The organism is Streptomyces sp. R-74717 (assembly GCF_047305335.1).
Lineage (GTDB): Bacteria > Actinomycetota > Actinomycetes > Streptomycetales > Streptomycetaceae > Streptomyces > Streptomyces atratus.
In genome coordinates this window covers 9,630,087-9,653,325 of record NZ_CP102361.1, presented here as the reverse complement: position 1 = coordinate 9,653,325, position 23,239 = coordinate 9,630,087, and the positions used below count along the sequence as shown (strand labels likewise).

Here is a 23,239-nt window from a genome sequence, read left to right as displayed (position 1 = left end):
CGGGCTTCGGGAGGGCATGGGGCGAATCGCGGTTCGCCGTACCCGGGCAACGATGACCTGGAGCCTGGTCAAGCTGGCCGAATTCCTGGTCGCCGAGGGGGTGGTCGACGACATCAGCCACGAGGGCCTGCGCATCCTGCTCCGCGAGGAAGGCGTCACCTTTCAAAGCGTAAAGAGCTGGAAGACCTCGAACGACCCCGATTACGCGGCCAAGAAGGCCCGCGTCGAGCATCTCTATGCCATCGCCGACGGCGAGGTGATGCCCGAGCAGGGCGAGCCCGAAGTCATCTTCTGCATGGACGAGTTCGGCCCGGTCAACCTCCAGCCCCATCCCGGACGCCAATGGGCCGAACGTGGCGGCAAAGGCAAGGACCCGGCACAAAGAGCCGGAGAACGTCCGCCGCTACTTCAAGCCCTCCCCACAGGCCATCGCCGAGCTCACCAGCCTGCTCGCACCAGGCGACAGCAGACGCTGAAGGGGCAGCCCCGGGAGACACACTGCGCAAGCAGTTGACCACTGTGCTGGCTGCCAGCACTGCTGACCTACGGGCCCCTGTTAGTTAGAACGCTGCTTCGGGCGTTGCTCGCACAGCCGTGTGCCGTCACTCTTGTCAGCGACGCGATCCAGGCGGCACGAGACGGAAGGGCTGTCCCTCTGCGTCGGCGATCACCATGCCCGATTGCCCGCTGTACGTCCAGTGAACCAGGACACGCCACTTGACATCTCCTGGTGCGCCGAGCTCGGTCCGGATGATGAAGTACTCGGGATCAAGGGGCGAAACCGTGTGCGGGAAGTCCGGTACTCCGTCAGCCGGCTTCGCGAAGCAGGTATGGGCACTGAGGTCCACTTCGCTGATGTGAAAGTCGAACGTATGCACGCCCATCGGCGCTGGCGTGAGAAGCCGCATCTCAACCGATCTTGGAACGTGCGGATCGAACAGGGTCCCAGGCCGGGTGATCTTCCGGTGATCGCGGCATGAAGGCAGGGCCCCTTGGTAGCTCGGAGGTGCGAACCGAACCGAGCAGTACCAGGAGGCCCTGTTGTCGCAGTTGTACGCGCTCACGCCCACTGATCTCAACTCGGCCGTCCAATCGTGCGATTGTCTCGCGCACGTGTACGGCAACGCGGCCGATCATCCTGATCGGCTGCGCAGGTATCCGTCGGACATGACGGACGCGGAGTGGGCGGCCATCCGGCCGTTGCTGCCGGTACCGGCCTGGCTTCTGGGGCGGGGCGGGCAGCCCGCGGGCTACTGTCCCCAGGTAGGTGTCATGGCCCATCTCTTGTGCGACATCCCGCGAGTTTCCCTGAGCCCAGCTGAGTCCTTGTCCCTGTGGCCAGGGTGTTCTGTCTCCTTGGGGTGTTCTTCGAGCTGGTGACGTAACTTCAGGATTCTTGATGCGTTCTCACTTCGTCCGATCGATCTGTCATCGGGGTGAAGGTGAGGAGGCTCGGGTTGGCGCTGGCAGCCGTACGCGACTTGCGCGAGTTCCGAGATCCGGTCTCGGCGGAGGAACTGGAGCAGTTCGAGACCGACGTGCTCGCCGGGTTCGTCCTCGCGCGGGCTTCGGCAGGGCTTGCGGACGGCACCATCCGCGGGGACGTTGGGCACCTGGACCAGATGCGGGCCTGGTTTGGCCGGCCGCTGTGGGATATGGAGCCGACTGACGCTGACGGGTACTTCGGGAAGGTGCTGCGGGGTTCGCCGAGCGGCACCCGGTTGGCTCGCGCGCAGGCGCTGACCACGTACTTCCTGTTCCTGGAGCTGCGGCACAAGGTCGAGATCCATCGGATGACCGGGCGGGTCGTCGAGTGCCCGATCGACGAGATGAACCGGCCGCGGGGATCCAAGGACGCGGCTTTGCGGATCCCTCCGACCGAGCCGGAGATCAAGACACTGTTCACCGGTTGGGGCGGCGAGCTGGCGATCTGCCGCAAGTTCGCCCCGACCGCGCGGAACTACACCGCATCGGCATTGATGTCGCAGGTCGGACTCAGGGTGAGTGAGGCCTGCAAGCTCGATCTGGCCGACATCAAGTGGGAGCTGGGCCGCTTCGGCAAGCTCCACGTGCGCCACGGCAAAGGCGCCCGCGGATCGGGCCCGCGCGAGCGGATGGTGCCGCTGATCAACGGCGCCGACCGCACACTGCGGTGGTTCATCGAGGACGTCTGGGGCCAGTTCGACGACGACCACACCCGCCCCGGTGCCCCGCTGTTCCCCTCCGAGCGCAAGAACTCAGACGGCTCCTCGCGCCGCGTCGGCGACGACGCCTTGCGCAACGGTCTGGCCGCCGCGGCGAAGGCCCATCTGCCCGCCTGGGCCCGACAATCTCACGCCACACGTCCTGCGGCACTTCTGCGCGTCCGAACTCTATCTCGGGGGCCTTGACCTGCTCGGGATCCAGGAGGTCCTCGGACACTCCTGGATCGCCACCACGATGCGGTACATCCACGTCCGGCAGACCCGGGTCGAGGACGCCTGGGTGTCCGGGCAGCAGCGGGCCGCGAAGCGGCTGGAAGGACTGATGGGATGAAGTGGAACCTGCGGCTGACCGCCGCGAACAAGGGGATCTGGAAAGCCTCCGAGCTCCAGCGGAGCCTGGCCGAACACGGCTTGGTGATCTCGGCCGGGAAGATGTCCGGCCTGTGGTCCGGCCAGCCGGTCTCCCTCAAGCTGGAGGACCTGGACGTGATCTGCGTCGTACTCGGCTGTGAGATCAGCGATCTGCTGATTCCCGAGCCCGGGAAAGTCAGGCGCCCAGGTCAACAGGCTGTCGTCCGGGAGGCCACGACCGGCTTGGCGGTGGCTCCGGCCGTCGTGCCCAAGCGCCGCGACGGCCGTTCCCTGCCGCCGATGTGACCTGGCCACCACCATGGGGAAGATCAGCGAGAACAAGCCGGCAGCCTCCTGCTCGGGCTGTTTCGCCTGGGGGCAGCTGCCCGGCCGGTTCTGCCGCGGCTGCTATACCTACGGACAGCTACACGCTGTCGGTGCATGCGTCGGCTGTCGGCGGCAGGTCCCCGTCGATGACAAGCACGGCTACTGCCGTCTCTGCCGGGCTCAGGCGACCTGGGCGATCAAGGCCAGCGGCAAGGCTTCGGTGATCGAGCCGTACCTACGGCTGGTGACCTGCCAGCAGCTGTTCTTCGCGAACCTCCAGCGGCCCAAGAACGGCGGGCCCCGGGTCGGCAAGGCCGGACGGCGCGTGCTGAAGCCGCCGCCGCTTCCCGAACCGTGCCGCGTGATCACGACGGCAACGCAACTGACGCTGTTCACTGCCACTCGGGACTTCCGCCGGTTCGACCGGGAACTCCACGCCGACCTGGCCAATCCCTGGCTGATCCGGGCCCGGCAGGCCGTCCGGGCCCTGGGAGAGGCCCGCGGCTGGAGCCGCTGGATCACCAGCGACGTGAACCGAGCACTGGTCATCGTGCTGTCCGGCTTCCGCGAAGGTGAGTCGATCCGGTACTCCGAGCTCTTCCCGGCCCTGCGAGTCCGTGGGCTTCCCGTCGTGCGGACCGCCGAAGTCCTCGACCGTCTCGGCCTGTTCGCCGACGACCGGGCCCCCGCCGTCGACCGGTGGCTGGAGCGAAAACTCGACGGGATGCCCCCGGGCATCCATCGCGCCGTGGAAGCCTGGGTTCGTACTCTCCTCGACGGTGGCCCGCGGTCCGAGCCTCGCTCCCGGCATACGGCATGGGCCTACCTGGGTGAGATCCAGCCGGTGCTGCGGGAGTGGTCCAGCCGCTACGACCACCTGCGAGAGGTCACCCGTGAGGACATCTTCGCTGCCCGGGACGCTGTCACCGGCAAACAGCGCGAGAGCCGGATCGTCGCACTGCGGTCACTGTTCCGGCACGCGAAGAAGAACGGCCAGATCTTCCGCAACCCCACGATCCGCATCCGTGTCCCCCGGCAGACCGGCGGCGTCCTCCAGGCCCTTGTCCAGGCGGACATCGACGAGGCCATCGCCACCGCCACCACCCCAGACATCCGGCTCATCATCGCCCTGGCCGCCGTCCACGCGGCACGGCCGAAGATGATCCGCACCATGCAGCTTGACGACGTCGACCTGGGCAACCGGCGCATTGCCGTCGGCAGCCACGTCCGCCCGCTCGACGACCTCACCCACCGGGCGGTCCTGGACTGGCTCGACCACCGCCGCAACCGCTGGCCGAACACGGCCAACCCCCACCTGCTGATCACTCAGAAGACCGCCGTCGAACTCGGCCCGGCCGGCAAGCTCTGGACCACCCGGGCCACCCGCAACCTCACCGCCACCCTCGAACGGCTCCGCGTCGACCGCCAACTCGAAGAAGCCCTCACCCACGGCGCCGACCCGCTCCACCTCGCCCTCGTCTTCGGTATCGACGAGAAGACGGCCATCCGCTACGCGGAGTCGGCACGCGTGCTTCTGGACGAGGCTGCCGAGCAGCCATCGCAGTGAAACCCGGCTGGACGCGAAGGCCGGCGCCGAAGACCTGGGCAAGCGCGGGTTGGTTCGCGGTATCGGCGCACAAGCAGCTAGCTTACTAGGATGCTAGTATCGACTTGTGGGTGATGAGGAAGTCAAACAGTTCAACGTGTACCTGCCGATCGGGTTGATCAAGCAGGTCAAGTACCGCGCCATCGAGTCGGGCATGTCCTTGTCGGCGTTGGTCGCTGACGCGCTGCGTGCCTACCTCGACGACGCCCATGGGAAAGAACAGCAATCGGCTGAGAAGGAGACCTGACATGGCAACCGAAGGCATCGAGGCCGTGTTCCTGGAGACCCACAACTGGGGTAAAGCGGCGAAGTTCTTCCAGGCGCTGGGCTACGAGCTGGAGTTTTCGACCGACCACAACTCCGGCCAGCTCCGCAACGGCGACGGCCCCTACCTGTTCATCGCAGAGATCCCCGAGGACCGAAGGCCCCAGACGCGGATCGTGCTGAAGGTGCCGGACGCAGACGCATTCCGTCCCGATGCTGCCATCGAGGTGGTCGCGCCGTTCGAGGAGACCCATTACGGGACCAAGGAGATGACAGTCCGCGACCCCGACGGGCGTCTGTGGAGCCTCCAAGCTCCCGCCAAGAACTGACCGCAACAACAGAGGGAACACCATGGCAGTCGAGCAGACCGAGGTACCGGACAGCTCCGCGGTGCGGACCGCCCTCTGGCGGGCGTTACACGTCCAGGTCGACCCGCCGCCCCACGTGATCGAGGACGAGATCGGCCTCCAGTTGGCGGCCCCCGACAATGACTGGCGCGACCGCCCGGACATGGACCCGCACGCCACCAGCGGGTTCCGGGCGGCCATTGCGGCCCGCGCTCGTTTCATCGAGGACCTTGTGGCCGAGCAGGCCGACCGCGGCATCACCCAATACGTCATCCTGGGGGCCGGCCTGGACACCTTTGCCCAACGTAGGCCAGAAATCGCCTCTCGCCTACGGGTTTTCGAGGTCGACCAGCCCGGCCCCCAGGCATGGAAGCGCCGACGCCTGATCGAGCTCGGTCACGGCATCCCCGACTGGTTGAACCGCCCCGGCTCGAATGGAGACTCGATTTCATGAAAGGATCGAGTCATGGCACGACCTTCCCGTTACCCGCTTGAGCTCCGCCGCCGCGCGGTGCGCATGGTCGCCGAGGTGCGCGACGACTACCCGAACGAGACGGCCGCTCTGCAGGCGGTGACCGAGAAGCTCGGTATCGGGTCCCGCGAAACACTGCGGAACTGGCTGAAGCAGCACGAGATCGACGCAGGCACGCGGCCGGGGACGACGACGGAGGAGTCCGCTCAGCTCAAGGCGTTGAAGAAGGAGAATGCCGAACTCAAGCGGGCGAATGAGATCCTGAAGGCCGCGGCGAGTTTCTTTGCGGCCGAGCTCGACCGGCCACACACACGCTCGTAGCGTTCATCGACGAGCACCGGGACCGCTTCGGCGGCGTCGAGCCGATCTGCAGGACGCTCACCGAGCACGACTGCAAGATCGCCCCTTCAACCTACTACGCCAACAAGAAACGACAGGCCGCTCCGTCAACACGTTCAGTGCGGGACGCGGAGCTCAAGGAGCTGATCAGCCAGATCCACACCGCCAACTACCGTGTCTACGGGGCCCGGAAGATCTGGCGCGAGCTGAACCGGCAGGGGCATACCGCAGCCCGCTGCACCGTCGAGCGTCTCATGCGCGAACTCGGCATCCAGGGCGCGATCCGCGGCAAACGCGTGATCACCACGCTCCCCGGCGGGCAGGTCGACCGGGCCCCGGACCGCCTCGACCGTGACTTCGTCGCCCAGGCCCCGAACCGGTGCTGGGTGGCGGACTTCACCCACATCAAGACCTGGTCCGGCGTCGTCTATGTCGCGTTCGTCTTGGATACCTTCTCCCGCCGGATCGTCGGCTGGTCGGCCGCCACCGTGAAGGAGACCGTCTTCGTCCTGGACGCCCTGGAGATGGCCATCTGGCAACGTGACCGCGACCAACACCCCATACAGCCAGGTGAGTTGATCCATCACTCGGACGCCGGGTCGCAGTACACGAGTTTCAGGCTCGCCGAGCATCTGGACGCCGCCGACATTGCCGCCTCCATCGGCTCGGTCGGCGATGCCTACGACAATGCCCTGATGGAGAGCGCGATCGGCCTGTACAAAACCGAGTTGATCAAACCCCAGCGGCCCTGGAAGACACTCTCCCAGGTCGAGCTCGCCACCGCCGAGTGGGCCGACTGGTACAACCATCGCCGGCTCCACGGAGAGATAGGGCACATCCCACCCGTCGAGTACGAAACCAACTACTACACGGAACTCACGAAACCCCAGGTCACAACCACAATCTGAGATCTCTATCGAACCCGGGGCGGTTCAGGTTGCACCTGGTGCCGGTCGACTTCGAGGCCAGCGATTCCTGGTCCGAGCAGCTGGCCGCTGCCGGCTTCGATTCTGACCGGCCTGTGCTCATCGTCTCCACCGGCGTCACCATGTACCTCACCAAAGACGCCACCGCGGTTACCCTGCGCCAGGTCGCCGGGCTTGCACCCGGCTCGACGCTCGCCATGACCTTCCTGCTGCCGACCGAACTTGTCGACGCAGCGGACCGCCCAGGCCTCCGGGCGAGTGAGCAAGGCGCACGAGCATTCGGAACACCGTTCATCAGCTTCTACACCCCGCAGGAAATGCTGGCACTGGCCCACGAAACCGGCTTCAAAGATGCCCGACACATGTCAGGAGCCTTGCTCGCCGAACGCTACTTCGCCGATCGCAACGACGGCCTTCGCCCGTCAAGCGGAGAGGACCTGCTACTGGTCACCACCTGACCGCCTCGTCAACGCCATCTGTTCCAAGAAGCCTCGGAGCTCAAAACAGGCTCTCGGCATCCTTGTGTTTCACCCGAACCCGCGGGTGCATCGGCCTGACGCGCGCCCGTGCACCCGTGGGTTCACTCTGAAGGGCCTTCGGTTTCCTTGAACCCGCGGGACTCTCGGCCCTGTAGTCCCAGCTCGGACACCAGGGAACAAGTAACCTGCCGGTAGCTTTCAGGGCTTCGTGGCGGCGGTCTTCTTCGGCTGGCGGGGCACTGTCATTGTCTTGTCGAGGTGCCCGTACACCGTCGATCGCGGCGCCCCGAAGAGATCGGCGATCTGCTGGACGGTGTCGGTCTACTGGGCGGACCGTTCACCGACGTTGATTCCCGACGCGGGTTGTCGACACTGTCCACCTGCGGGTTCTCGATCACGGGCCTGAGTGTCAGCAGACGTTCGTTTGCCGACACTTGAGCGCCGAAGGTGAGGTGCCAGGCAAGCGCTCAGCCTGGGATGAGTGCATCCCACTGATCTCGGGTCGGGCCGTCGTGCTTTGGTGAGAAGTCTGGGTGGACAGCCAGCCAGGCGGTGACGTGTCGGTCCACTTCGTCGGTGCCGTAGGCGGCGTGGGCTGGTCGCAGGAGATGGCGTACCTGGGCTCGGGCTCTCATGACGATGGGATCGTCAAAGGCGCAGACGGCCAGGGCAGCAGCCCGCCGATCTGAGGGTGGTGAGCTGTCGGCGAGGCGTTGCTCGTTGGCGCGGTCGGCTGTCACCTGTGCGTCGAACCACGGGCGGAGGGCCTGTGCTGTCCAGGTGTGGTAGCCGATGGGGTCCGCGGCGATCTGGTCGACATGGGTGGCGAGGTGCTGGGCGGCGCGCAGGCCGAGGGCCGCGCCATGGCCCAAGGTGGGGTTGGTGTGGATGAGGCTGTCCCCGGCGTTGACCAGGCCGGTGACGATAGGTCCGTCATCGTCGGCGAGGGCGGTCCAGCGGTTGTCCAGGCCGGCCATCGCCAGGACGGCCGACTGTGGTTCGGGGGCCAGGTCGAGCCAGGCGGCGGTGGCGGGGAAGCGGCGGGCGACAGCCTCGAATACAGCGGGGTCGGTGAGCGCGCCTCGGGTCGGATCACCCGTGGAGAGCACCAGGTTCACCGCGAAGGTGTCGTTGTCGGAAGGGAAGACGCCGGCGAGCGCGAACGGTGCGGCCGAGCCGGTCTTCACCCGCCCGGGGTCACGCGGGCCATCGGCACGCAGGCGGTACCAGCGGCACAGATAAGCGATCCCGGTGCGGTGGCTGTCGACCACGGGCGGGCGGCAGCCGGCCGCGATCAGCCAGGCGGGAACGGGCGAGCGGCGACCGGACGCATCGACAACGAGGTCCGCCTGGTGCATTTCCGCGCCCACCTGCACGCCGGTGACCCGGGCAGGGCGGCCCTCCCCGATGGTGAGGGCGCGCACACGGCAGCCTCGCCGCACATCAACGGTGCGTTCCCGCCGCACGGCCGCCGTCAAAGCGGCCTCCAGCACGATGCGGCGGGTTCGCAGGGTCACCAAGTCCTCATCGCCGGCCCGATACGGCGGATGCTCACCGAACCAGTCGAACTCGTGGTACTCGCGGGCTCCGCGTGCCAGCAGGTCCGCGTAGACATCAGGGGTCTCGGTGCGCAACACGGTGCGCACGGGCGCGAGGAGCGAGTGGGGCTGAATGGCCTGCGGGCTTCGGGGCCTGTCCCAGTGGAAGAAGTCTCGGTTCAGGTCCTCTCCGGCCTGCCGCGCGTCCTGCTCGAACAACGCGACCGTGTGGCCCTGCCGGCCAAGCATGAGCGCCGTCCCCAGCCCGCTGATACCCCCACCGATCACCGCAACCCGCGCCACTGAGCTCCCCTTCGCGTCGTGTTGCGGAATGAGCCTACTGCTTGGCGATCTCCGGTCGAGAACCGGCGTCGGCGGTCACGGGGGCGAGAACGAGGCAGTGGCACGGGTGCAGGAGGTGCTGTGAGGTCAGCGGGTATCTGCCGACCAAATTTGCGGTGCCTGGGGATGCCAGTCCTTCCGCGCACGGCTGGGAGAATCAAGCGTTGGACCAGCGGTGCCGTTCCCTATCACCGTCGCCCACGAGGCGCGTACTCTGATCGACACTGAGCCGACACCGGGGGGAGCGATCCTGGCGCAGACGACGCAACCGGGGCAGGTGATCAGCGGCCGATATCGGCTGGTCGAGAGACTGGGCTCCGGAGGGTTCGGACAGGTCTGGAAGGCGCGCGACGAGACTCTGAGTGTCGACGTGGCGGTCAAGGAGGTCTGGCTGCCTTCGACGATGTCCGCGGGCGAGCAGGCCGAGCGACTCCAGCGTGTCGAGCGCGAGGCCCGCAACGCCGCCCGGCTCCGCGATCACCCGAACATCGTCGCAGTCCACGACATCGTCATCGACAACGACGTCCCTTGAATCGTCATGCAACTTGTCGCCGGAACATCGCTTGATGAGCACCTTGACGTCCATGGGCCGTTGTCGGCAGGTGACACTGCCAGAGTCGCCACGGCGCTACTGCGGGCGCTCAACGTGGCACACGACGCGGGTATCGTGCATCGTGATATCAAGCCAGCCAACGTCATGATGGCTGAGAACGGGGAGATCCTGCTCGCCGATTTCGGGATCTCGGTCCACCAAGACGACAGCGCTCTAACCGCCACCGGGACGTTCATCGGCTCGGTGGAGTACATAGCCCCGGAGCGGGCCCGCGGCCAGGACGGGCAAGCCGCCAGCGACCTGTTCTCACTCGGGGCGACGCTGTACCAGGCCGTCGAGGGCTTCTCACCGTTCCGTCGCAATACCCCCGCCGCTGCGCTCACCGCGATTTTGTCCGATCAAGCTCCGTCGCCGCAGCGCGCCGGAAGCCTCACGTTGCTCATCACACAATTGCTGAACAAGGACCCATACCAGCGCCTGGCGATCCCTGAGGCCCTGGCTCTGGCCGACATGTCACCAACACGGCCGCACGACTCGCATCTGCGTCTGACGGGCCCGGGGCGTCGGGCGCCGGTACGCAAGCTCCGACCCGCGATGGCGGTCTCCGTCGTGCTGGCCCTCGTGGTCCTCAGCGGCGGGTTGTACGGCGGCTACCAGTGGACCCAGACCCAGTACTACGTTGGCGCCAACGACGGCCATGTCGCGCTCTACCGCGGCATCAGCCAGGACCTGGCCTGGGTGGGCCTGTCGGACGTCGAGAAGGACCACCCCGACATCGAACTCAAGTACCTGCCGCTGTATCAGCAGAAGCAGGTCGAGGCCACCATCGCCGTAGATGGTCTAAGCAACGCCCGGGACAAGATCTACGAGCTCGCCATGCAGGCGTCCGCGTGTAAGAAGGACGCCCAGCGCCGTTCTGCCGAGACCAAGAACCCCGCCACGCCGAGCCCCAGCCTCTCGGACGAAGAACAGAGATTGGTCCCACAAGGCGATCGTTCGTAGGCGGACGGCGGTCGGTGGTCGAACTGGTCGAGCAGTAAAGAAGCCCCTGGTAGGGTCCGCCGGGGTTCCACGACGCAATGGAGATGGTTCATGAAGCTGCTTCCGCTGTTCCTCCGACGGCCGATTGAGGCAGTGTACGAGCGCCGACTGGCCGCCACCCTGGCGGGGCTGCCACGCCCGCAGCACGTCGGAATCATGCTCGATGGCAACCGGCGCTGGGCCCGACAGGCGGGACACGCGGACGTCCGGGAGGGGTACCGGGCGGGCAGCGCCAAGGCTACCGAGTTCCTTGGCTGGTGTACTGCCGCAGGAATCGAGCACGTAACTCTCTTCATGCTCTCCGACGACAACCTGGAGCGCCCTGCCGAACAGCTCGGCCCGCTGATCGACATCATCGAAGAGACCGTTCGGAACATCACGGCCGAAGGCCGTCCCTGGGAGGTCCAGGTGATCGGCTCGCTCGACATGCTGCCCGGTGCCAGCGCCCGGGTGCTCAAGGAGGCCGCCGCCGCGACGGCCGGGCGCGGCGGGCTCAAGGTGGACGTCGCGGTCGGCTACGGGGGCCGACGGGAGATCGTCGATGCGGTGAAGAGCGCCTTCGAGGAACACATTGCGGCTGGTGGCGACCCGGCCGAACTGGTCGAGCGGTTCGAGATCGAGGACATCTCCCGGCATCTGTACTCGCCAACCGCCGACCACACCGACTTCATCATCCGAACCTCTGGCGAGCAGCGGCTATCCGGCTTCCTGCTCTGGCAGTCCGCGTACGCCGAGATGCACTGGGTGGACTGCTACTGGCCGGCGTTCCGTCACGTGGACTTCCTGCGCGCACTTCGCTCGTACGCGAATCGCGAACGGCGATTCGGTAAATGACCGTCTCCAGCGCCGGGCATCACCGGGGGCGAGCAGGCTGGTGAGCTCCGCAATCCCCTCCGGGGACGGCTTGAAGTAGCGGCGCACGTCCTCGGTCTTCTTGTGCCGGGACTTCGCCATCAGCATCAGAAGCGACGCGCCCTGCTCGCCGAGGTGGGTCGGGGATGAACATAGCGCTACTCGTGCAGGTCCCACCCGGCACCGGGCCAGCGCACGGTGTGTGCGTCGAGCAGGGCGCGGGCTTGTCCGTACGAGAGGCGGGCGACTCATCCAGTGGTCTTCCCTGCCCCCGATGGGTCATTGATCATGGTGGGATGGGACTGGGGAGTGCGGAACACGAGGTGGGGGCTGGAAGGTGTGCCAGCCGCAGCTGGTGCGGGCGGCGCTGTGGGCGGTGGGTGCGTCGGGGGTCACGGTCTGAGTCCTGTCGGGCGCGGTCGAGGTGTGGCGGGGCCGTACCACGGTTCCGGGGTGACGGGCGGTCGGGCTCTGTGGGTGCTCGGGCTGGTCGTGGCACTGCTGGTCCTGCGTCACAACGTGGGCACCGCACGGCAGCAGGTCTTCCGACCGCTGCTGGCGCCGGGAGTGGACGGACCCTCAGGGCCGCCGCGCCTGGCCGACGTGCCGACCGAGACGCTGGGAGTGCATCCGTCCCCGTGGGAACACGGCTACGTCCCGCGGCGCAAGGCGGACCGGAAGCTGGCCGCCGCCCTGCGGAAGGGGAGCCGCGCGGTGGTCGTCGAGGGCGTGAGGCTGGCCGGGGGGCGAGCCGGACGCTGGTCGAGGCGGCCAGGTCCGTACTCGGCGACCACCTGGTGGTCCGCTACCGGCCCGACCCTCGGCTGCCCCTGGCGGACCTGGTTGCCGCCGCGCCCCGGTGGTGCGACCGGCCGGCCCTGGCGTGGTTGGCAATATCGAGCAGCGAAACTGGTCCGCCCCGCCACCTGGCCCCGTAGCCAGCATCTTTGACCTCGGCTCGACTCCGGCGCAGACAACAGTCGGCCGTATGGCCATGGGCAAGTGCCGCGCGCGCTCATCGACATTCCGGCCTCTTGGCATCCGCCGATGCCTCCCGAACCCGTCGAGAAACGCTGCATCGTCATCTATGGAGCCACGGTGGTACAGCTGGTCGAGGCGGGTCATCGGGTAGCTCAGGGGGCGGGCGGCGGCCTGTTGCACTGGATCCGGGTGCGCTGCCACAGGACGGCGCCTGCGGCGGCCAGTACACCGGGGGCTACATGACCGCCCTGCACGACCCCGTCTCCCCCAACAGCCGCCTCTGCCTCCACGCCCGAAGCGACCTCCAACCCGTCTGAGCCAGGCACAGCGAGCGCACCGACGCGCCCGGCCGGCACCAGTGACGGCGTCAGGTCTGGCAGTGGGTGGGGGCGAATCCCTGGTGCAGGTAGACGGCCGAGCCGTCGGTCAAGGCGCGGGAGCCTGCGTGCAGGCGGCGGGCCATGTGTGGGGCGAGGAGGGTGTCCCACTGGTCGGGGGTGGCCAGTTGCCATGCGGTGAGCTCGTCGGGGTCCAGGTGGATCCGTGTCTGCGCCTCGTGCTCGGTGATCAGGCCGCCGTCGAAGAGGTAGTTGGCCAGCGGCGGGCGGCCGTCGGCCCGCTCCGGTACCCAGTCGACGGCCAGCAGCCGCCCCGGCGTGAGCTCGATGCCGAGCTCTTCTTTGACCTCACGTCGGGCCGCTTGCCACGGGTTCTCCCCCGTGTCCAGTGCGCCGCCGGGGACCTCCCAGGTGCCGTCGCCGTAGGACGGCCGGACCAGAAGAATGCGGCCGTCGGCGTCGTGGATGATTGCCCCGGCGCCGGCGATGTGCTTGGGCAGGGAGGCGTAGTACTCAGCGGGAGGCAGGTGCGTCGGGCTCATGAGGCGGGACGCTAACTGCACTACCGACGGGCTTGGTGCCGCATCCTCGACGTGACCCAGAACAGTGACAATCCGGTGTGATTCTCACTCCAGAGCAGAGACCTGACCCACCTGGGCGGTGTCGTGGCGGCGGGGCCACCGCCCCGTTTGTCGCAGGGCTGGGCATCGTGGCGGTCGTCGGCACCCAGGGTGGGAGTAGTCGGTTCCGAGGTAGTCGATGTCGGTGAATTCCACGAGCAAGTCGTTCGCGCGCCGACCGCCATCTTTGAAATTCACCTCCCGCAATCCTTCGACGACGACGTTCTGCAATCCCTGTTCGCCGGCTACGGTGTCCTTCGCGGTGAAAAGACGGTCGCCGTAAAGGGCACATGGTGCTGGGAAATCAGCCTGATGCGCCCGTCGTCCGTCGTACCGGGTGCCGCAGCGCCGCGAAGACAGCGTGTCCTGTACCGACGTGTCCTCTGCGGTGTTGACCGATCCGGTTCGGTCGCTATCCGGCGAGTCGGCAGGAGCGCCAGTGCCGTCCATTACGGCTGATCAGGCCAAGCTTCTCAGCCCCGGTCTGCGCCGCGAAATCCACGGCGGCCTCCAGGTCGTAGAGAACTGGAACAGCGCGAACACCGTGCTCCACTACGGCAAGGACGGCGCCCTGACCGGCCCGGACAGGGAGCACGCCGAGACCTCGATGTCGCGCTCCACCTGCTCCAGTCCGCGCTCGTGCACGTCAACACGCTGCTCGCCAAGGTGCTGAACGTGCCGACCCCCGTCGTCCGCAAGCCCGGCTCGGTCTGGGGCGAACTGCCCCGCCCGGTGAACGCCGACGCCGAGCCGGTCGGCCATGTCTGTCTCGGCTATGCCCGCGCGTCGACCACCCGGCAGTCCCTGGACTCCCAACTTGACTCCCCCGCCGACGCCGGGTGACCAGAATCTTCTCGGAGAAGATCTCCACCCGCGCCGCCAAGCGGCCCGAGCTGGAGTGCACCGGACCCGTCCCGGCCGGCGGCCGGTTCCCCGAGACGGTCACCGCCGACACAGCCCCCTTCGCGTGCCATATGCGCCGCACCCAGCCGAACCGCCGCACCCTCCAGATGCCACATCAGATGGTGCAGGAGCAGACGCAACGGACCGCACGGCAGATATACGAACCGGCCAGGCACCTACCGGTCCACAGCGCGGGCGCGAAGTCGGGCGAGGATGCCGTGGTCCCAGCCGTGAGACAGCCCATCGGGCCGTAGGCGGCGACCACGTCGACGTAGGCGCGGCCTTGGGCACCGCGCACGGTGCCAGGTCAGGGCCACGCTGCGCAGTGCGGATCCCGGCCCAGCAAGCCGAGGACCCACGCTCTGAAGCACCCGCCGCAGCTCCAGAAAAGGCTTCAACCCGTGGTCGAGCTCAACCGGGCCGTCGTCGTCGCGATGGCGAACGGACCGCAGGAGGCACTGTCCATCGGTGGACGAGCTGGCCGTCTCCGGGCACCTGTCGGGGTCGCACCTGCTCCCGACGGTGCGCGGCAAGCTGCTCGTCCGGCTCGGCCGAACCGCCGAGGCATGGGCCGAGCTGGAGCTCGCTGCCCGGCTGTGCCGCAACCTCCGCGCGTGGTCGGTCCTGCTGCGCATGGCCGCCGAGCTGGTGTGACGACCGGCGGCCACGGCTACCGCCCCGGCGTGCTGTCGCGCACGACCGGCTCCGCAGGAAGTAGCAGCCCGCTCGCCGGAGCGGCGGCGGGGTCCTCGACGGCGGTGATCAACCGGTCGACGAGGACGTGGGCGATGGCGGCCAGGGGCAGGCGCGCGCTGGTGAGGGCGGGCTGGAGCAGCGTACAGAGCGGGATGTCGTTGAAGCCGGTGACGGCGACGTCGCCGCCGACGGTGAGGCCTGCGGCTCGGACGGCCTGGTAGGCGGTCAGGGCGAGCCAGTCGCTTGCGCAGACCAGGGCGGTCGGGCGGTCGGGGCCGGTGAGCAGGCGCTGGACGGCGTGGGAAAGCGCGGCCGGATCGTCGTCGGGGACGCCGACCTCGAAGGCGCCGTCGGGGGCGGCGGCCGCGGCCCGCAGGAAGCCGGCCCTGCGGTCGGCGAGCCAGGGCAGGGACGCGGCGGAGTTGAGGTAGCAGATCCGGCGGTGGCCCTGGTCGAGCAGGAGTCCGACCAGGGCGGCGGTGGCGGCGGTGGAGTCGATGTCCACCCAGTTCTGCGGGCGGCCGGGGGCGGTGCGACCGAAGGCGGCGAACGGGAAGCCGGCCTCGGTGAGCACGTCGACGCGGGGGTCGTCGTGGACGACGTCGGAGAGGACGAACCCGTCGACCTGACGGGCCGCGATCAGGCCGTTGAAGGACTTGGCGACCGCTCCGGCGCCCTGCTGGGGGTCGGAGCGGAACACCAGGATGCGGTGGCCCACGGCGTCGGCGGCGGTCACCAGTGCCTGGAGGAAGCCGCCCATCAGGGGGTTGGGGTCGGCTGGGTTGTCGGCGGGGGCGGGATAGCCGATGACCTTGCGGGTGCCGGTACGCAGGCTGCGGGCGGACTGGTCGGGCTGGTAACCGAGCTCATCGATGGCGGCGGTAACCCGGGCGAGGGTGGTGGCGCGCAGCCGGTGGGGTGCGTTGAGGGCGTTCGAGACGGTCTGGCGGGAGACTCCGGCCGCGCGTGCGACATCCTCGATGGTCACCTGTCGAGCGGTCATCGTTCCTCTGCGGGTGGTCGTCGGCGGGCTGGGGGCGGCGGGTGGCCGCCGCCAGCCCGCGGTTGTCAGTGCTCGCGGGTCAGGGTGAGCAGGCCACCGGTCGGCACGGTCACCGAGTTCACCCCGGTGACCAGGTCGAGCACGGTCTCGGACAGGATCTCACCACGGCAGTCCTGGACGCAGGCGAGGGCCTGTTCCGGTCGGGTAGCGGTCAGGAGCACCACGGAGTCGCCGTCCGCGTTGGCGACGAGCAGGGTCTGCGGGCCGTCCGCGGCGGGCCGGTCCGGGAGGGCGACGGGCAGCGGCGCGTAGCGTGCGACCACGGTGGTGTGGTGGTCGCGGGCGCGGACCAGGGGGTAGCCGAGGTCCGGTCGCACGGGTTCCAGGACGCCGAGTTGGAGAACGTCGGCGTACCGGCGGAAGACGCCGAGCCAGAAGCGCAGGGTGGCGAGTTGGTCGGGGCTTTGGGCGGCGAGGTCGACGGAGATCTGCGGCACCGAGAACAGGGCGTTGACGAGGTGGACGGCGACGGACTCGGGCGTCTCGGCGGAGTTCCACGTGATCATGTCGGCATGGACGGCGAGCGGGCCCGCGGTGAGCCGGCAGTCGACGGTGCGCTGGCGGTTCTCGGCGGGGCTGAGCGGGCAGTCGGTGGCGCGGACCATGGTGGCGTACGGCCACAGCGCGGGGCTGACGTACGGCTGGCGGTGCTCCACGATCACGTCAGGCCGGGTGCGGCGCAGGCGGGCGTCGAGGTCGGCGAGCAGTTGGAGCACGCCCTCGTGGACGGCGGTGCGATCTGCGCCGGCCGGGGCAGGCGGGGGGTCGGTGACGGCGAAGCGGTCGATGAAGTCGAGCTTCAGACCGTCCATGTCCCACTGCTCGACAGCGCGGGAGACCTTCTCGACCAGGTAGGCGCGGACCTCGGGGTGGCGGGGATCGAGCACGGCTGCGTCCAGGTGGTGCTCCTCGCGCAGGATCATGCCCTTGAAGCGGTCCCAGGCGTCGTTGTGCCGGCCGATGAACGGCAGTGCATACCACAGGAGGTAGGCGAGGCCGAGCCGGTGGACCTCGGCGACGTGGGCCGCGGGGTCGGGGAAGGCGGCCGGGTTGGGATCCCAGCCGCCGCAGTGGCCGTACCCGCGGGCGCGGTCGGTGGTCTGCCAGCCGTCGTCGACGATGATGCTCTCGCAGCCGACGGCCGCGGCGAGGGCGGCCTGGCGTTCGACGGCGGCGGTGTCGACGTTCTGGTGGAGGCTGTACCAGGTGGAGTAGGCGGGCATCCGGGCAGCGGGGGCGATGCCGGGGTGGTGCAGGCCCTCGGCCCACCAGGCCGTGACGGCCTGCAGGGTGGCGGCAAAGTGGCGGCCGCTGAGGTCGATCCGCAGCCGCAGCGGCGGCCCGTCCGGGGTGAGTTCCTGTTCGACGGTGAAGGCGAACTCGCCGCTTTCCTCCACCACGCCGGCGCCGACACGCACGGGTGCGGAGGTCTCGTCGGCGGCGGCGGTGCACAGGGCGCGGTCGTCGGTGCCGACCAGGCTGGCGACGGGGGCGCCCAGGGCGAGCGAGACGGTCCGGGGGGCGATCCAGGACGGCGGCAGCCAGCGGGAGGCGTTGGTGTCCGGGGTCCAGTAGGCGGTGGCCCCGAGGCAGGGGACCCGCCATTCGGCGCGGACGGTGGCCGCGGCCGTCGCCGTGACCTCGATCAGGGCCACGCCGTCGCCGACCGGGGTGACGGCGGTCTCCAGCCGGTCGCAGCCGAGCCCGGTGAGGTGAACGGTGAGCGGGGCGCCGGTGGAGTGGAGCAGGCCGGTGGCGAGCTGCCGGTGGCCGACGGTGTCGGGGGTGGCCCCGGCCGGCGTGTTCGGGCGCCAGGCGGGGACGGGCTGCTGCGGGGTGGCGTCCTGCGGGGCGGTGTCCGGCTCGGTGAGCGCCTGCGGGCTCTCGGTGCGCTCGCCGACGGGGCGTGGTTCGGTGGTCACGGTGGTCACTCCTTGGTGGCCCCGGCCAGCAGGCCGGAGATGAACTGGCGCTGCAGGACGAGGAAGAGGCCCATCACGGGGATGGCCGCGATGGCGGCGGCGAGCAGGACCTGCGCGTAGTTGGTGGTCAACAGCCCCTGCAGGGTGGCGGTGGCCACGGGCAGCGTGTACATCTCGGGGCTGCGCAGGGCGATCAGCGGCCAGACGAACTGGTTCCAGCTGCCGAGGAAGACGAACAGTGCGAGCGCCGCGATGACCGGCCGGTTGACCGGGATGACGATCCGCCACAGCACCCGCAGTTCGCCGGCGCCGTCGACGCGGGCCGCGTCCAGGAGTTCGTCGGGCATGGAGCGCAGTGCCTGCCGCATCAGGAAGATGCCGAACGGGGTGACCAGGCCGGGCAGGATGACGGACTGGTAGGAGTCGATCAGGCCCAGTTCCATCATCATTTGGAAGATCGGGATCAGCATCACCGTGTCGGGGATGACCAGGGTGCTGAGCAGCAGGACGAAGAACAGGTTGCGCCCGCGGAAGTCGAACTTGGCGAAGGCGTAGCCGGCCAGGACCGAGATGGCGACCGCGCCGACCGTCTGGACGCCCGCCACCAGCACGGTGTTGAGCAGGACGCGGGTGAGCCCGATGGACTCCTGGAGCCCGCGGAGGTTGTCCATGAGGTGGCCGCCGGGCAGTAGCTTCGGCGGCCAGGAGAACACGTCCTTGTCGTCCTGGGTGGCGGCGATGGCGAGCCAGTAGAACGGGCCGACGCAGAGGCCGAAGGCGCCCGCGAGCAGCAAGGTGAGCAGTGGACCGCGGGGCTTCACCGGCGCTCTCCCATCAGGCGGACTTGCAGGATGCCGAGCACGGACACGATCAGCGCGAGCGCGTAGGCGAGGGCCGATGCGTAACCGAAGTCGAAGTACTTGAAGCCGTTGTTGTAGAGGTACATGGTGACGGTCAAAGTGGCGTTGTCGGGGCCGCCGCCGGTGAGGACGTACGGCTCGTCGAAGAGCTGCAGGGTGCCGATGGTGGAGAGCACCACGGTGAGGAGCAGGATCGGCCGCAGCTGGGGAAGGGTGATGGAGACGAAGCGCCGGATCGGACCGGCGCCGTCGACCATCGCGGCCTCGTACAGCTCCTTGGGAATGCCCTGCAGACCTGCGAGGTACAGCACCGCGTTGTAGCCGGTGTAGTGCCAGGTGAGGACGAGGACGACACCCACGCGGGCCCAGGAGGGGCTGCCGAGCCAGTTCACCCGGTCGATGCCGAACCCGGAGAGGACCCAGTTCAGCAGTCCGGCTTCATGGTTGAGGATCACGGAGAACATCACGCCGGCGGCGACCAGACCGGTCAGCGAGGGGACGAAGACGCCGAGCCGCCAGAGCGGGCGCAGCCACACCTTGGTGGAGTTGAGGCCGAGTGCGACGAGCAGGGCGAGGCCGAGCATCAGCGGCACCTGGACGACCAGGATCAGCGCGGTGTTCTTCAGCGCGGTCCAGAACAGCGGGTCGTCCAGCAGGCGCTGGTAGTTGGCGAGTCCGGTGAAGTGCCGGTCGTCCCCGTTGCCGGTGGTGAGGCTGATCCAGAGCGAGTCGGCGATGGGATACGCCTTGAAGATCGCGAAGCCCAGCACCGCGGGCATGATCAGCAGGTACGGGACGGAGGTGCGGGTCAGCAGTCGGCGCCGGCCCGGGCGGGCGCGGCCGGAATGCTTGGGGGCGCCACGGCCGGCCGGGGCGGCGGCGGTGGCGGTGGCGGGAGCGCGTTCGGACGGGGCGAGGGACATGGTTCTCAGGCCGCCTGCTGCCGACCGGTCTGCTGGGCAAGCTGTTTGGCTGCGTCCTTGAGGGCGCTCGCCGGGTCGGCGCCCTTGAGCAGCACCTGGCTCTGGGCGTCGCTCGCGAGCTTGAGGGCGCGGGTGTAGTCGCTGGTGAAGTTGGTGGCTTCGGATTTGGAGCCGAGCGAGTCGACGAAGGACTTCAGCACCTTCTGGCCGCCGTAGAAGGGGTGGGGCGCGCTGAACTTCGGGTCGGCGTACGCCGTCTTGAGGGCGGGGAAGACGCCGCCGGAGGCGAACATCCGGTTGATCTCGGCGGGCTTGGTGAGCGCGTACTCGATGAATCGCCAGGCGGCCTTGCGGCGCTTGCTGGACGCAGCGACCGCCAGATAGGTGGAGTTGACGATGGCGCTGCGCCCGCCCCCGGGCACGGCGGCGGGGGGCTGCATGACGCGCCACTTCCCCTTCTGGTCGGGGAACTTGATGGCCAGGTACTCGGCGGCCCAGGCGGCGTCCGCGACGGTGGCAAGCTTGCCCTGGCTGAGCAGGCGCTTCCCGGTGCCCTGGCCCGCGGTGTCGGCGAGCAGGCCGCCGTCGTTGAGCCGCTTGACGACGGTGAGGGCCTGGACGGCGGCCGGGGACGCGAGCGTGACCTTGCCCTCGCGGTCGAAGTAGAAGGCGCCCTGGAGCTGCATCAGGTTCTGGAAGAAGTCCACGTCCTGGGTGGCACCGGTCTTGTCGAGCCCGAGCAGGTGGGCGCCGCTGGCGGCGCGGATCTTCGGTCCTGCGGCGATCAGGTCGTCCCAGTTGCTGATGCTGGCGGGGTCGACCTTGGCCTTCTCGAAGTAGTCCCGCCGGTAGAAGAGACCGAGCGGGTTGACCTCCCACGGGAGGGCGTGGGCGGCCTTGTCCTCGCCCATGACGGTCGGCCACAGGCCCTCGACGAAGGCGTCCTTGTGCTGGTCGGCGCCGAACTTGGACAGGTCGGCGAGGCCGTCGGGAAACTTGTCCATGTAGCCGGGCAGGTAGTCGACACCGACGTGCAGAACGTCGGCGAGGCCCTTGCCACCCGCTGCGAGGCCGACGGTGATCTTGTCCCAGATGGCTGGCTCGCCGACGTCCTGGACCTCGACGGTAATACCGGGGTTGTCCCGCTCGAAGGAGGGGACGACGGCGCGCAGGGCCTCGGCGGCGGTGGTCCAGCTCCAGACGGTGATGTGACCGCTGTCGCCGTCGCCGCCTCCGGCGTTGCCGCCCGATCCGTTGTCACCGCAGGCAGCCAGGGAGAGCCCGGCGGCGGAGGCGGTGGCGAGCTGGAGCAGCTTGCGGCGGCTCAGGTGGTGGGACATATCGGCTCCTGGGAGTGGTGGGTCGTGGGGTGGGTGAGGGTGTGGAGCGCATCGGCAAGCAGGTCGGCCGCGGCGCCCGAGGTGGAGGCGTAGGGAGACAGTCGGATCCACTCGTCGCGGCGGGTGGTGATCAGGCCGGCCGCTTCGAGGGTGCGGTGGACGGTGGCGGGGTCGTGGCCGGGCAGGCGGAAGGTGCCGATGCCGGCGCGCTCGTGGGGGCCGAGTCCGTCCAGCAGGACGTCGGCGCCGGCCCGCCGTGCGCGGTCGAGCAGGTCGGCGAGGGTGGCGCGGATACGGGCGCCGACGGCGACCGGGCCGCCCTGGACGAACAGGTCGTCGATGGCTGCGCCGATGGCCGCGGCGGCCGGGAAGTCCGGGTTGGTGGCGAGGTGGGCGGCGGCCCCGGGCAGCGGCGACGCCGGATGCCGAGGCGCGAAGGGCTCCGCGACTCCGGCCCAACCGCCGAGCCCGGGAGCCAGGCGCTCGGCGCACCGGTCGCGGATCAGTAGCAGTGCGGCTCCCCAGCCGGCCCGTAGCCATTTCTGGCCGCCGCTGACGAGGACGTCGGCGGCGTCCGCTTCGAGGGGGACGGAGCCCAGGCCCTGGATGGCGTCGACGATCAGCAGCCGACCGGGCCCGAGGACCTCCTTGAGGGCGGCGAGCGGTGCCAGGTGGCCGGTGAGCGAGTCGACGGCGCTGACGGTGAGGGCGGTGACGTCGGGAGTGAGGTGGCGGCGCAGGAGGTCGGGGGTGATGTGCCGCTGCCCGGCCGGGTCGACGAGGCGGACGGCGGGGCCGCCGCGGCCGGCGAAGCGGAGCCAGGGGTAGAGGTTGGCGGGGAACTCGCCACGGGGCACCAGGACAGTACCGGGGCCGTGGAGTGCGGCGGCCACGGTGAACAGGCCGTTGCTGGTGGACGGGGCGAGAGCGATCTCGTGCCGGCGGGCGTCGAGCAGCTGGGCCGCCGAGGTCCGGGCGGCGTCGCTGAGGGCGAACAGCCGGTCGAGGTCGGCGGGGTCGACGCGGGCGGCGAGCGCGGTCGCGGTGGCCAGCGCGGCGGCGGCTGGGCGGGAGAGCGGGCCGACCCTGGCGTAGTCGAGGTAGCCCACCGTCGGACCTCGGGCGGGGGCCGGACCGGGGGCCTCGGGGGTGGCGGCTTCGAGTGCCTGATAATTTTGATCGTTCAAAATTCTGCCCTAACGGAGCTTGTTGTATGTGCTTCCAGGGATTTGAAGGTTCACAGTAGGGAGATCAGGTCGACCCGGCAAGAGGTACAGCGCAACTGCCTTCCGGCAAGCGGGCCGGCCCCGCGCAAGCAAGCGGCGGGCGGCGGGCGGTTCACCAGCACGGGCTCCGCTTCAACGAGAGCCGAGCGCTGCCGTCCTGCAGCACTTCACTTCGAAGACGCCGGATCGTGAGCCCGGGCAGGAGAGCTGGCGCTCCGCCGTCCATACCGACATCACGAGTTGCGGTTGGCGAGCCGGCAGGCGGGCTGCGATCAGGAGGGAACCGCGTCGGCCGGCCAAGCGGGCCGGCCGCACCCTGCCGGGCTACGCAGACATCTGCCACCACTTCCTCAACGCAAGCCAGTTCGGCGTTGTACTGGGCCGCGTCGAAGTGAAACTCCGACGGCCGGACCTCCGTGTGGGGGACCTGCCAGTCCGACGGCTGCACACCGGCGCCCGGACTGACCTGCCGCCCGCCCCGCCGTGTCAAAGGGGGGCGAAGCGCCGGAACACCAGGACGCGATTCCCCGTGGCAGAGTCTCGGCGTCCGGCTGGCGGAGGTGGTGCGAGAGGTGAGGGCCTGGGCCGCTCGTGCGGCGGCTTCACCAGCGAGATCCACCCGTTTGCGCCGTGAGGTGCTGTTGGTTCGCGCGGAGGTGGAAGGCCTGCACCAACCCGCTGCTGCAGCAGTGGGGTTGAAGCTGAGGGCAGCCTGATCCGGGTGAT

General features: G+C 69.0%; 21 protein-coding genes and 8 pseudogenes. 19 read left to right on the top strand and 10 right to left on the bottom strand.

What is annotated here, in order from left to right:
* Positions 1-16: 16 nt before the first annotated feature.
* Positions 17-397, top strand: a pseudogene (locus tag NRF20_RS43825) (hypothetical protein); the annotation flags it as partial.
* Positions 366-476, top strand: a pseudogene (locus NRF20_RS43820) (site-specific integrase); the annotation flags it as partial. The pseudogenes NRF20_RS43825 and NRF20_RS43820, both read left to right, overlap by 32 nt.
* A gap of 135 nt (positions 477-611) precedes the next feature.
* Here NRF20_RS43820 and NRF20_RS43815 read toward each other — a convergent pair.
* Complete coding sequence (locus tag NRF20_RS43815; RefSeq protein WP_398634504.1) at positions 612-908, bottom strand: hypothetical protein; 297 nt, start codon at positions 906-908, stop codon at positions 612-614.
* Between the two features lie 130 nt (positions 909-1,038).
* Here NRF20_RS43815 and NRF20_RS43810 point away from each other — a divergent pair.
* From NRF20_RS43810 to NRF20_RS43765, 10 genes and pseudogenes are all read left to right on the top strand, one after another.
* A pseudogene (locus NRF20_RS43810) lies at positions 1,039-1,245 on the top strand (transposase); the annotation flags it as partial.
* Between the two features lie 212 nt (positions 1,246-1,457).
* The gene (locus NRF20_RS43805) at positions 1,458-2,390 is read left to right on the top strand and encodes a site-specific integrase (RefSeq protein WP_413754717.1); all 933 of its coding nucleotides are present in this window, start codon (positions 1,458-1,460) and stop codon (positions 2,388-2,390) included.
* A complete protein-coding gene (locus tag NRF20_RS43800) occupies positions 2,308-2,535 on the top strand; it encodes a tyrosine-type recombinase/integrase (protein ID WP_413754687.1) in 228 nt (75 codons plus the stop codon). Before NRF20_RS43805 ends, NRF20_RS43800 begins: the two co-directional genes overlap by 83 nt.
* Positions 2,532-2,861: a helix-turn-helix domain-containing protein gene (locus NRF20_RS43795; protein ID WP_398634506.1), complete on the top strand. Its 330-nt coding sequence runs from the start codon at positions 2,532-2,534 to the stop codon at positions 2,859-2,861. The genes NRF20_RS43800 and NRF20_RS43795 overlap by 4 nt, the downstream gene beginning before the upstream one ends.
* 13 nt (positions 2,862-2,874) lie before the next feature.
* Positions 2,875-4,449 carry a hypothetical protein gene (locus NRF20_RS43790; protein ID WP_398634507.1) on the top strand — a complete coding sequence of 525 codons (1,575 nt, stop codon included), beginning with the start codon at positions 2,875-2,877 and terminating at the stop codon, positions 4,447-4,449.
* A gap of 106 nt (positions 4,450-4,555) precedes the next feature.
* Entirely contained in the window at positions 4,556-4,735 is a 180-nt protein-coding gene (locus tag NRF20_RS43785; protein ID WP_398634508.1) for a CopG family transcriptional regulator, read from the top strand.
* Between the two features lies 1 nt (position 4,736).
* Positions 4,737-5,081: a VOC family protein gene (locus NRF20_RS43780; protein ID WP_398634509.1), complete on the top strand. Its 345-nt coding sequence runs from the start codon at positions 4,737-4,739 to the stop codon at positions 5,079-5,081.
* 22 nt (positions 5,082-5,103) lie between these two features.
* A pseudogene (locus NRF20_RS43775) lies at positions 5,104-5,520 on the top strand (class I SAM-dependent methyltransferase); the annotation flags it as partial.
* Between the two features lie 45 nt (positions 5,521-5,565).
* A protein-coding gene (locus NRF20_RS43770) for an IS3 family transposase (protein WP_413754353.1) occupies positions 5,566-6,818 on the top strand; the annotation gives its coding sequence in 2 pieces (ribosomal slippage) (positions 5,566-5,848 and positions 5,848-6,818; 1,254 coding nt in all).
* Between the two features lie 29 nt (positions 6,819-6,847).
* Positions 6,848-7,294, top strand: a pseudogene (locus NRF20_RS43765) (class I SAM-dependent methyltransferase); the annotation flags it as partial.
* Between the two features lie 488 nt (positions 7,295-7,782).
* On the opposite strand, the gene NRF20_RS43760 reads toward NRF20_RS43765, so the two are convergent.
* Positions 7,783-9,156, bottom strand: coding sequence for an FAD-dependent oxidoreductase (locus NRF20_RS43760; protein ID WP_398634511.1), 1,374 nt, complete (start codon positions 9,154-9,156; stop codon positions 7,783-7,785).
* A 214-nt stretch (positions 9,157-9,370) separates the two neighbouring features.
* Between NRF20_RS43760 and NRF20_RS43755 the strand changes: the two are divergent.
* The 3 genes and pseudogenes from NRF20_RS43755 to NRF20_RS43745 all read left to right on the top strand — a co-directional run.
* A pseudogene (locus NRF20_RS43755) lies at positions 9,371-10,234 on the top strand (serine/threonine-protein kinase); the annotation flags it as partial.
* Between the two features lie 111 nt (positions 10,235-10,345).
* A pseudogene (locus tag NRF20_RS43750) lies at positions 10,346-10,750 on the top strand (protein phosphatase); the annotation flags it as partial.
* A 90-nt stretch (positions 10,751-10,840) separates the two neighbouring features.
* A complete protein-coding gene (locus NRF20_RS43745; protein ID WP_398634512.1) occupies positions 10,841-11,623 on the top strand; it encodes an isoprenyl transferase in 783 nt (260 codons plus the stop codon).
* A 9-nt stretch (positions 11,624-11,632) separates the two neighbouring features.
* On the opposite strand, the pseudogene NRF20_RS43740 reads toward NRF20_RS43745, so the two are convergent.
* Positions 11,633-11,889, bottom strand: a pseudogene (locus NRF20_RS43740) (site-specific integrase); the annotation flags it as partial.
* Positions 11,890-12,094: 205 nt separating this feature from the next.
* Between NRF20_RS43740 and NRF20_RS43735 the strand changes: the two are divergent.
* Positions 12,095-12,592, top strand: a complete 498-nt coding sequence (locus NRF20_RS43735; RefSeq protein ID WP_398634513.1) for a hypothetical protein — start codon at positions 12,095-12,097, stop codon at positions 12,590-12,592.
* Positions 12,593-12,989: 397 nt separating this feature from the next.
* On the opposite strand, the gene NRF20_RS43730 is transcribed toward NRF20_RS43735, so the two are convergent.
* Entirely contained in the window at positions 12,990-13,502 is a 513-nt protein-coding gene (locus NRF20_RS43730) for an NUDIX domain-containing protein (RefSeq protein WP_398634514.1), read from the bottom strand.
* Between the two features lie 717 nt (positions 13,503-14,219).
* On the opposite strand from NRF20_RS43730, the gene NRF20_RS43725 reads away from it, so the two are divergent.
* The 3 genes from NRF20_RS43725 to NRF20_RS43715 all read left to right on the top strand — a co-directional run bounded on the left by NRF20_RS43725 (position 14,220) and on the right by NRF20_RS43715 (position 15,137).
* Entirely contained in the window at positions 14,220-14,423 is a 204-nt protein-coding gene (locus NRF20_RS43725) for a hypothetical protein (protein WP_398634515.1), read from the top strand.
* On the top strand, positions 14,420-14,737 hold the full coding sequence (locus tag NRF20_RS43720) for a hypothetical protein (protein ID WP_398634516.1): 318 nt from the start codon (positions 14,420-14,422) through the stop codon (positions 14,735-14,737). Before NRF20_RS43725 ends, NRF20_RS43720 begins: the two co-directional genes overlap by 4 nt.
* Positions 14,738-14,951: 214 nt before the next feature.
* Positions 14,952-15,137: a hypothetical protein gene (locus NRF20_RS43715; protein WP_413754352.1), complete on the top strand. Its 186-nt coding sequence runs from the start codon at positions 14,952-14,954 to the stop codon at positions 15,135-15,137.
* 16 nt (positions 15,138-15,153) lie between these two features.
* On the opposite strand, the gene NRF20_RS43710 is transcribed toward NRF20_RS43715, so the two are convergent.
* The 6 genes from NRF20_RS43710 to NRF20_RS43685 form a co-directional block, all read right to left on the bottom strand.
* Positions 15,154-16,182, bottom strand: coding sequence for a LacI family DNA-binding transcriptional regulator (locus NRF20_RS43710; protein ID WP_266366385.1), 1,029 nt, complete (start codon positions 16,180-16,182; stop codon positions 15,154-15,156).
* 65 nt (positions 16,183-16,247) lie between these two features.
* Positions 16,248-18,164 (bottom strand): glycoside hydrolase family 36 protein, encoded by a 1,917-nt coding sequence (locus tag NRF20_RS43705; protein WP_413754351.1) that lies wholly within the window; start codon positions 18,162-18,164, stop codon positions 16,248-16,250.
* A gap of 5 nt (positions 18,165-18,169) precedes the next feature.
* On the bottom strand, positions 18,170-18,985 hold the full coding sequence (locus NRF20_RS43700) for a carbohydrate ABC transporter permease (RefSeq protein WP_398634518.1): 816 nt from the start codon (positions 18,983-18,985) through the stop codon (positions 18,170-18,172).
* A complete protein-coding gene (locus NRF20_RS43695) occupies positions 18,982-19,947 on the bottom strand; it encodes a carbohydrate ABC transporter permease (RefSeq protein WP_398634519.1) in 966 nt (321 codons plus the stop codon). The genes NRF20_RS43700 and NRF20_RS43695 overlap by 4 nt, the downstream gene beginning before the upstream one ends.
* Before the next feature lie 5 nt (positions 19,948-19,952).
* A complete protein-coding gene (locus NRF20_RS43690; RefSeq protein ID WP_413754350.1) occupies positions 19,953-21,287 on the bottom strand; it encodes an extracellular solute-binding protein in 1,335 nt (444 codons plus the stop codon).
* Positions 21,272-22,474 (bottom strand): aminotransferase class V-fold PLP-dependent enzyme, encoded by a 1,203-nt coding sequence (locus NRF20_RS43685; protein WP_413754349.1) that lies wholly within the window; start codon positions 22,472-22,474, stop codon positions 21,272-21,274. The genes NRF20_RS43690 and NRF20_RS43685 overlap by 16 nt, the downstream gene beginning before the upstream one ends.
* Positions 22,475-23,239 lie beyond the last annotated feature (765 nt).

Coding starts and splice junctions, on each gene's coding strand:
- NRF20_RS43795 (WP_398634506.1), top strand. CDS start 2,532: ATGAAGTGGAACCTGCGGCTGACCGCCGCGAACAAGGGGATCTGGAAA.
- NRF20_RS43730 (WP_398634514.1), bottom strand. CDS start 13,502: ATGAGCCCGACGCACCTGCCTCCCGCTGAGTACTACGCCTCCCTGCCC.
- NRF20_RS43790 (WP_398634507.1), top strand. CDS start 2,875: ATGGGGAAGATCAGCGAGAACAAGCCGGCAGCCTCCTGCTCGGGCTGT.
- NRF20_RS43745 (WP_398634512.1), top strand. CDS start 10,841: ATGAAGCTGCTTCCGCTGTTCCTCCGACGGCCGATTGAGGCAGTGTAC.
- NRF20_RS43780 (WP_398634509.1), top strand. CDS start 4,737: ATGGCAACCGAAGGCATCGAGGCCGTGTTCCTGGAGACCCACAACTGG.
- NRF20_RS43815 (WP_398634504.1), bottom strand. CDS start 908: ATGCGGCTTCTCACGCCAGCGCCGATGGGCGTGCATACGTTCGACTTT.
- NRF20_RS43710 (WP_266366385.1), bottom strand. CDS start 16,182: ATGACCGCTCGACAGGTGACCATCGAGGATGTCGCACGCGCGGCCGGA.
- NRF20_RS43690 (WP_413754350.1), bottom strand. CDS start 21,287: ATGTCCCACCACCTGAGCCGCCGCAAGCTGCTCCAGCTCGCCACCGCC.
- NRF20_RS43695 (WP_398634519.1), bottom strand. CDS start 19,947: ATGTCCCTCGCCCCGTCCGAACGCGCTCCCGCCACCGCCACCGCCGCC.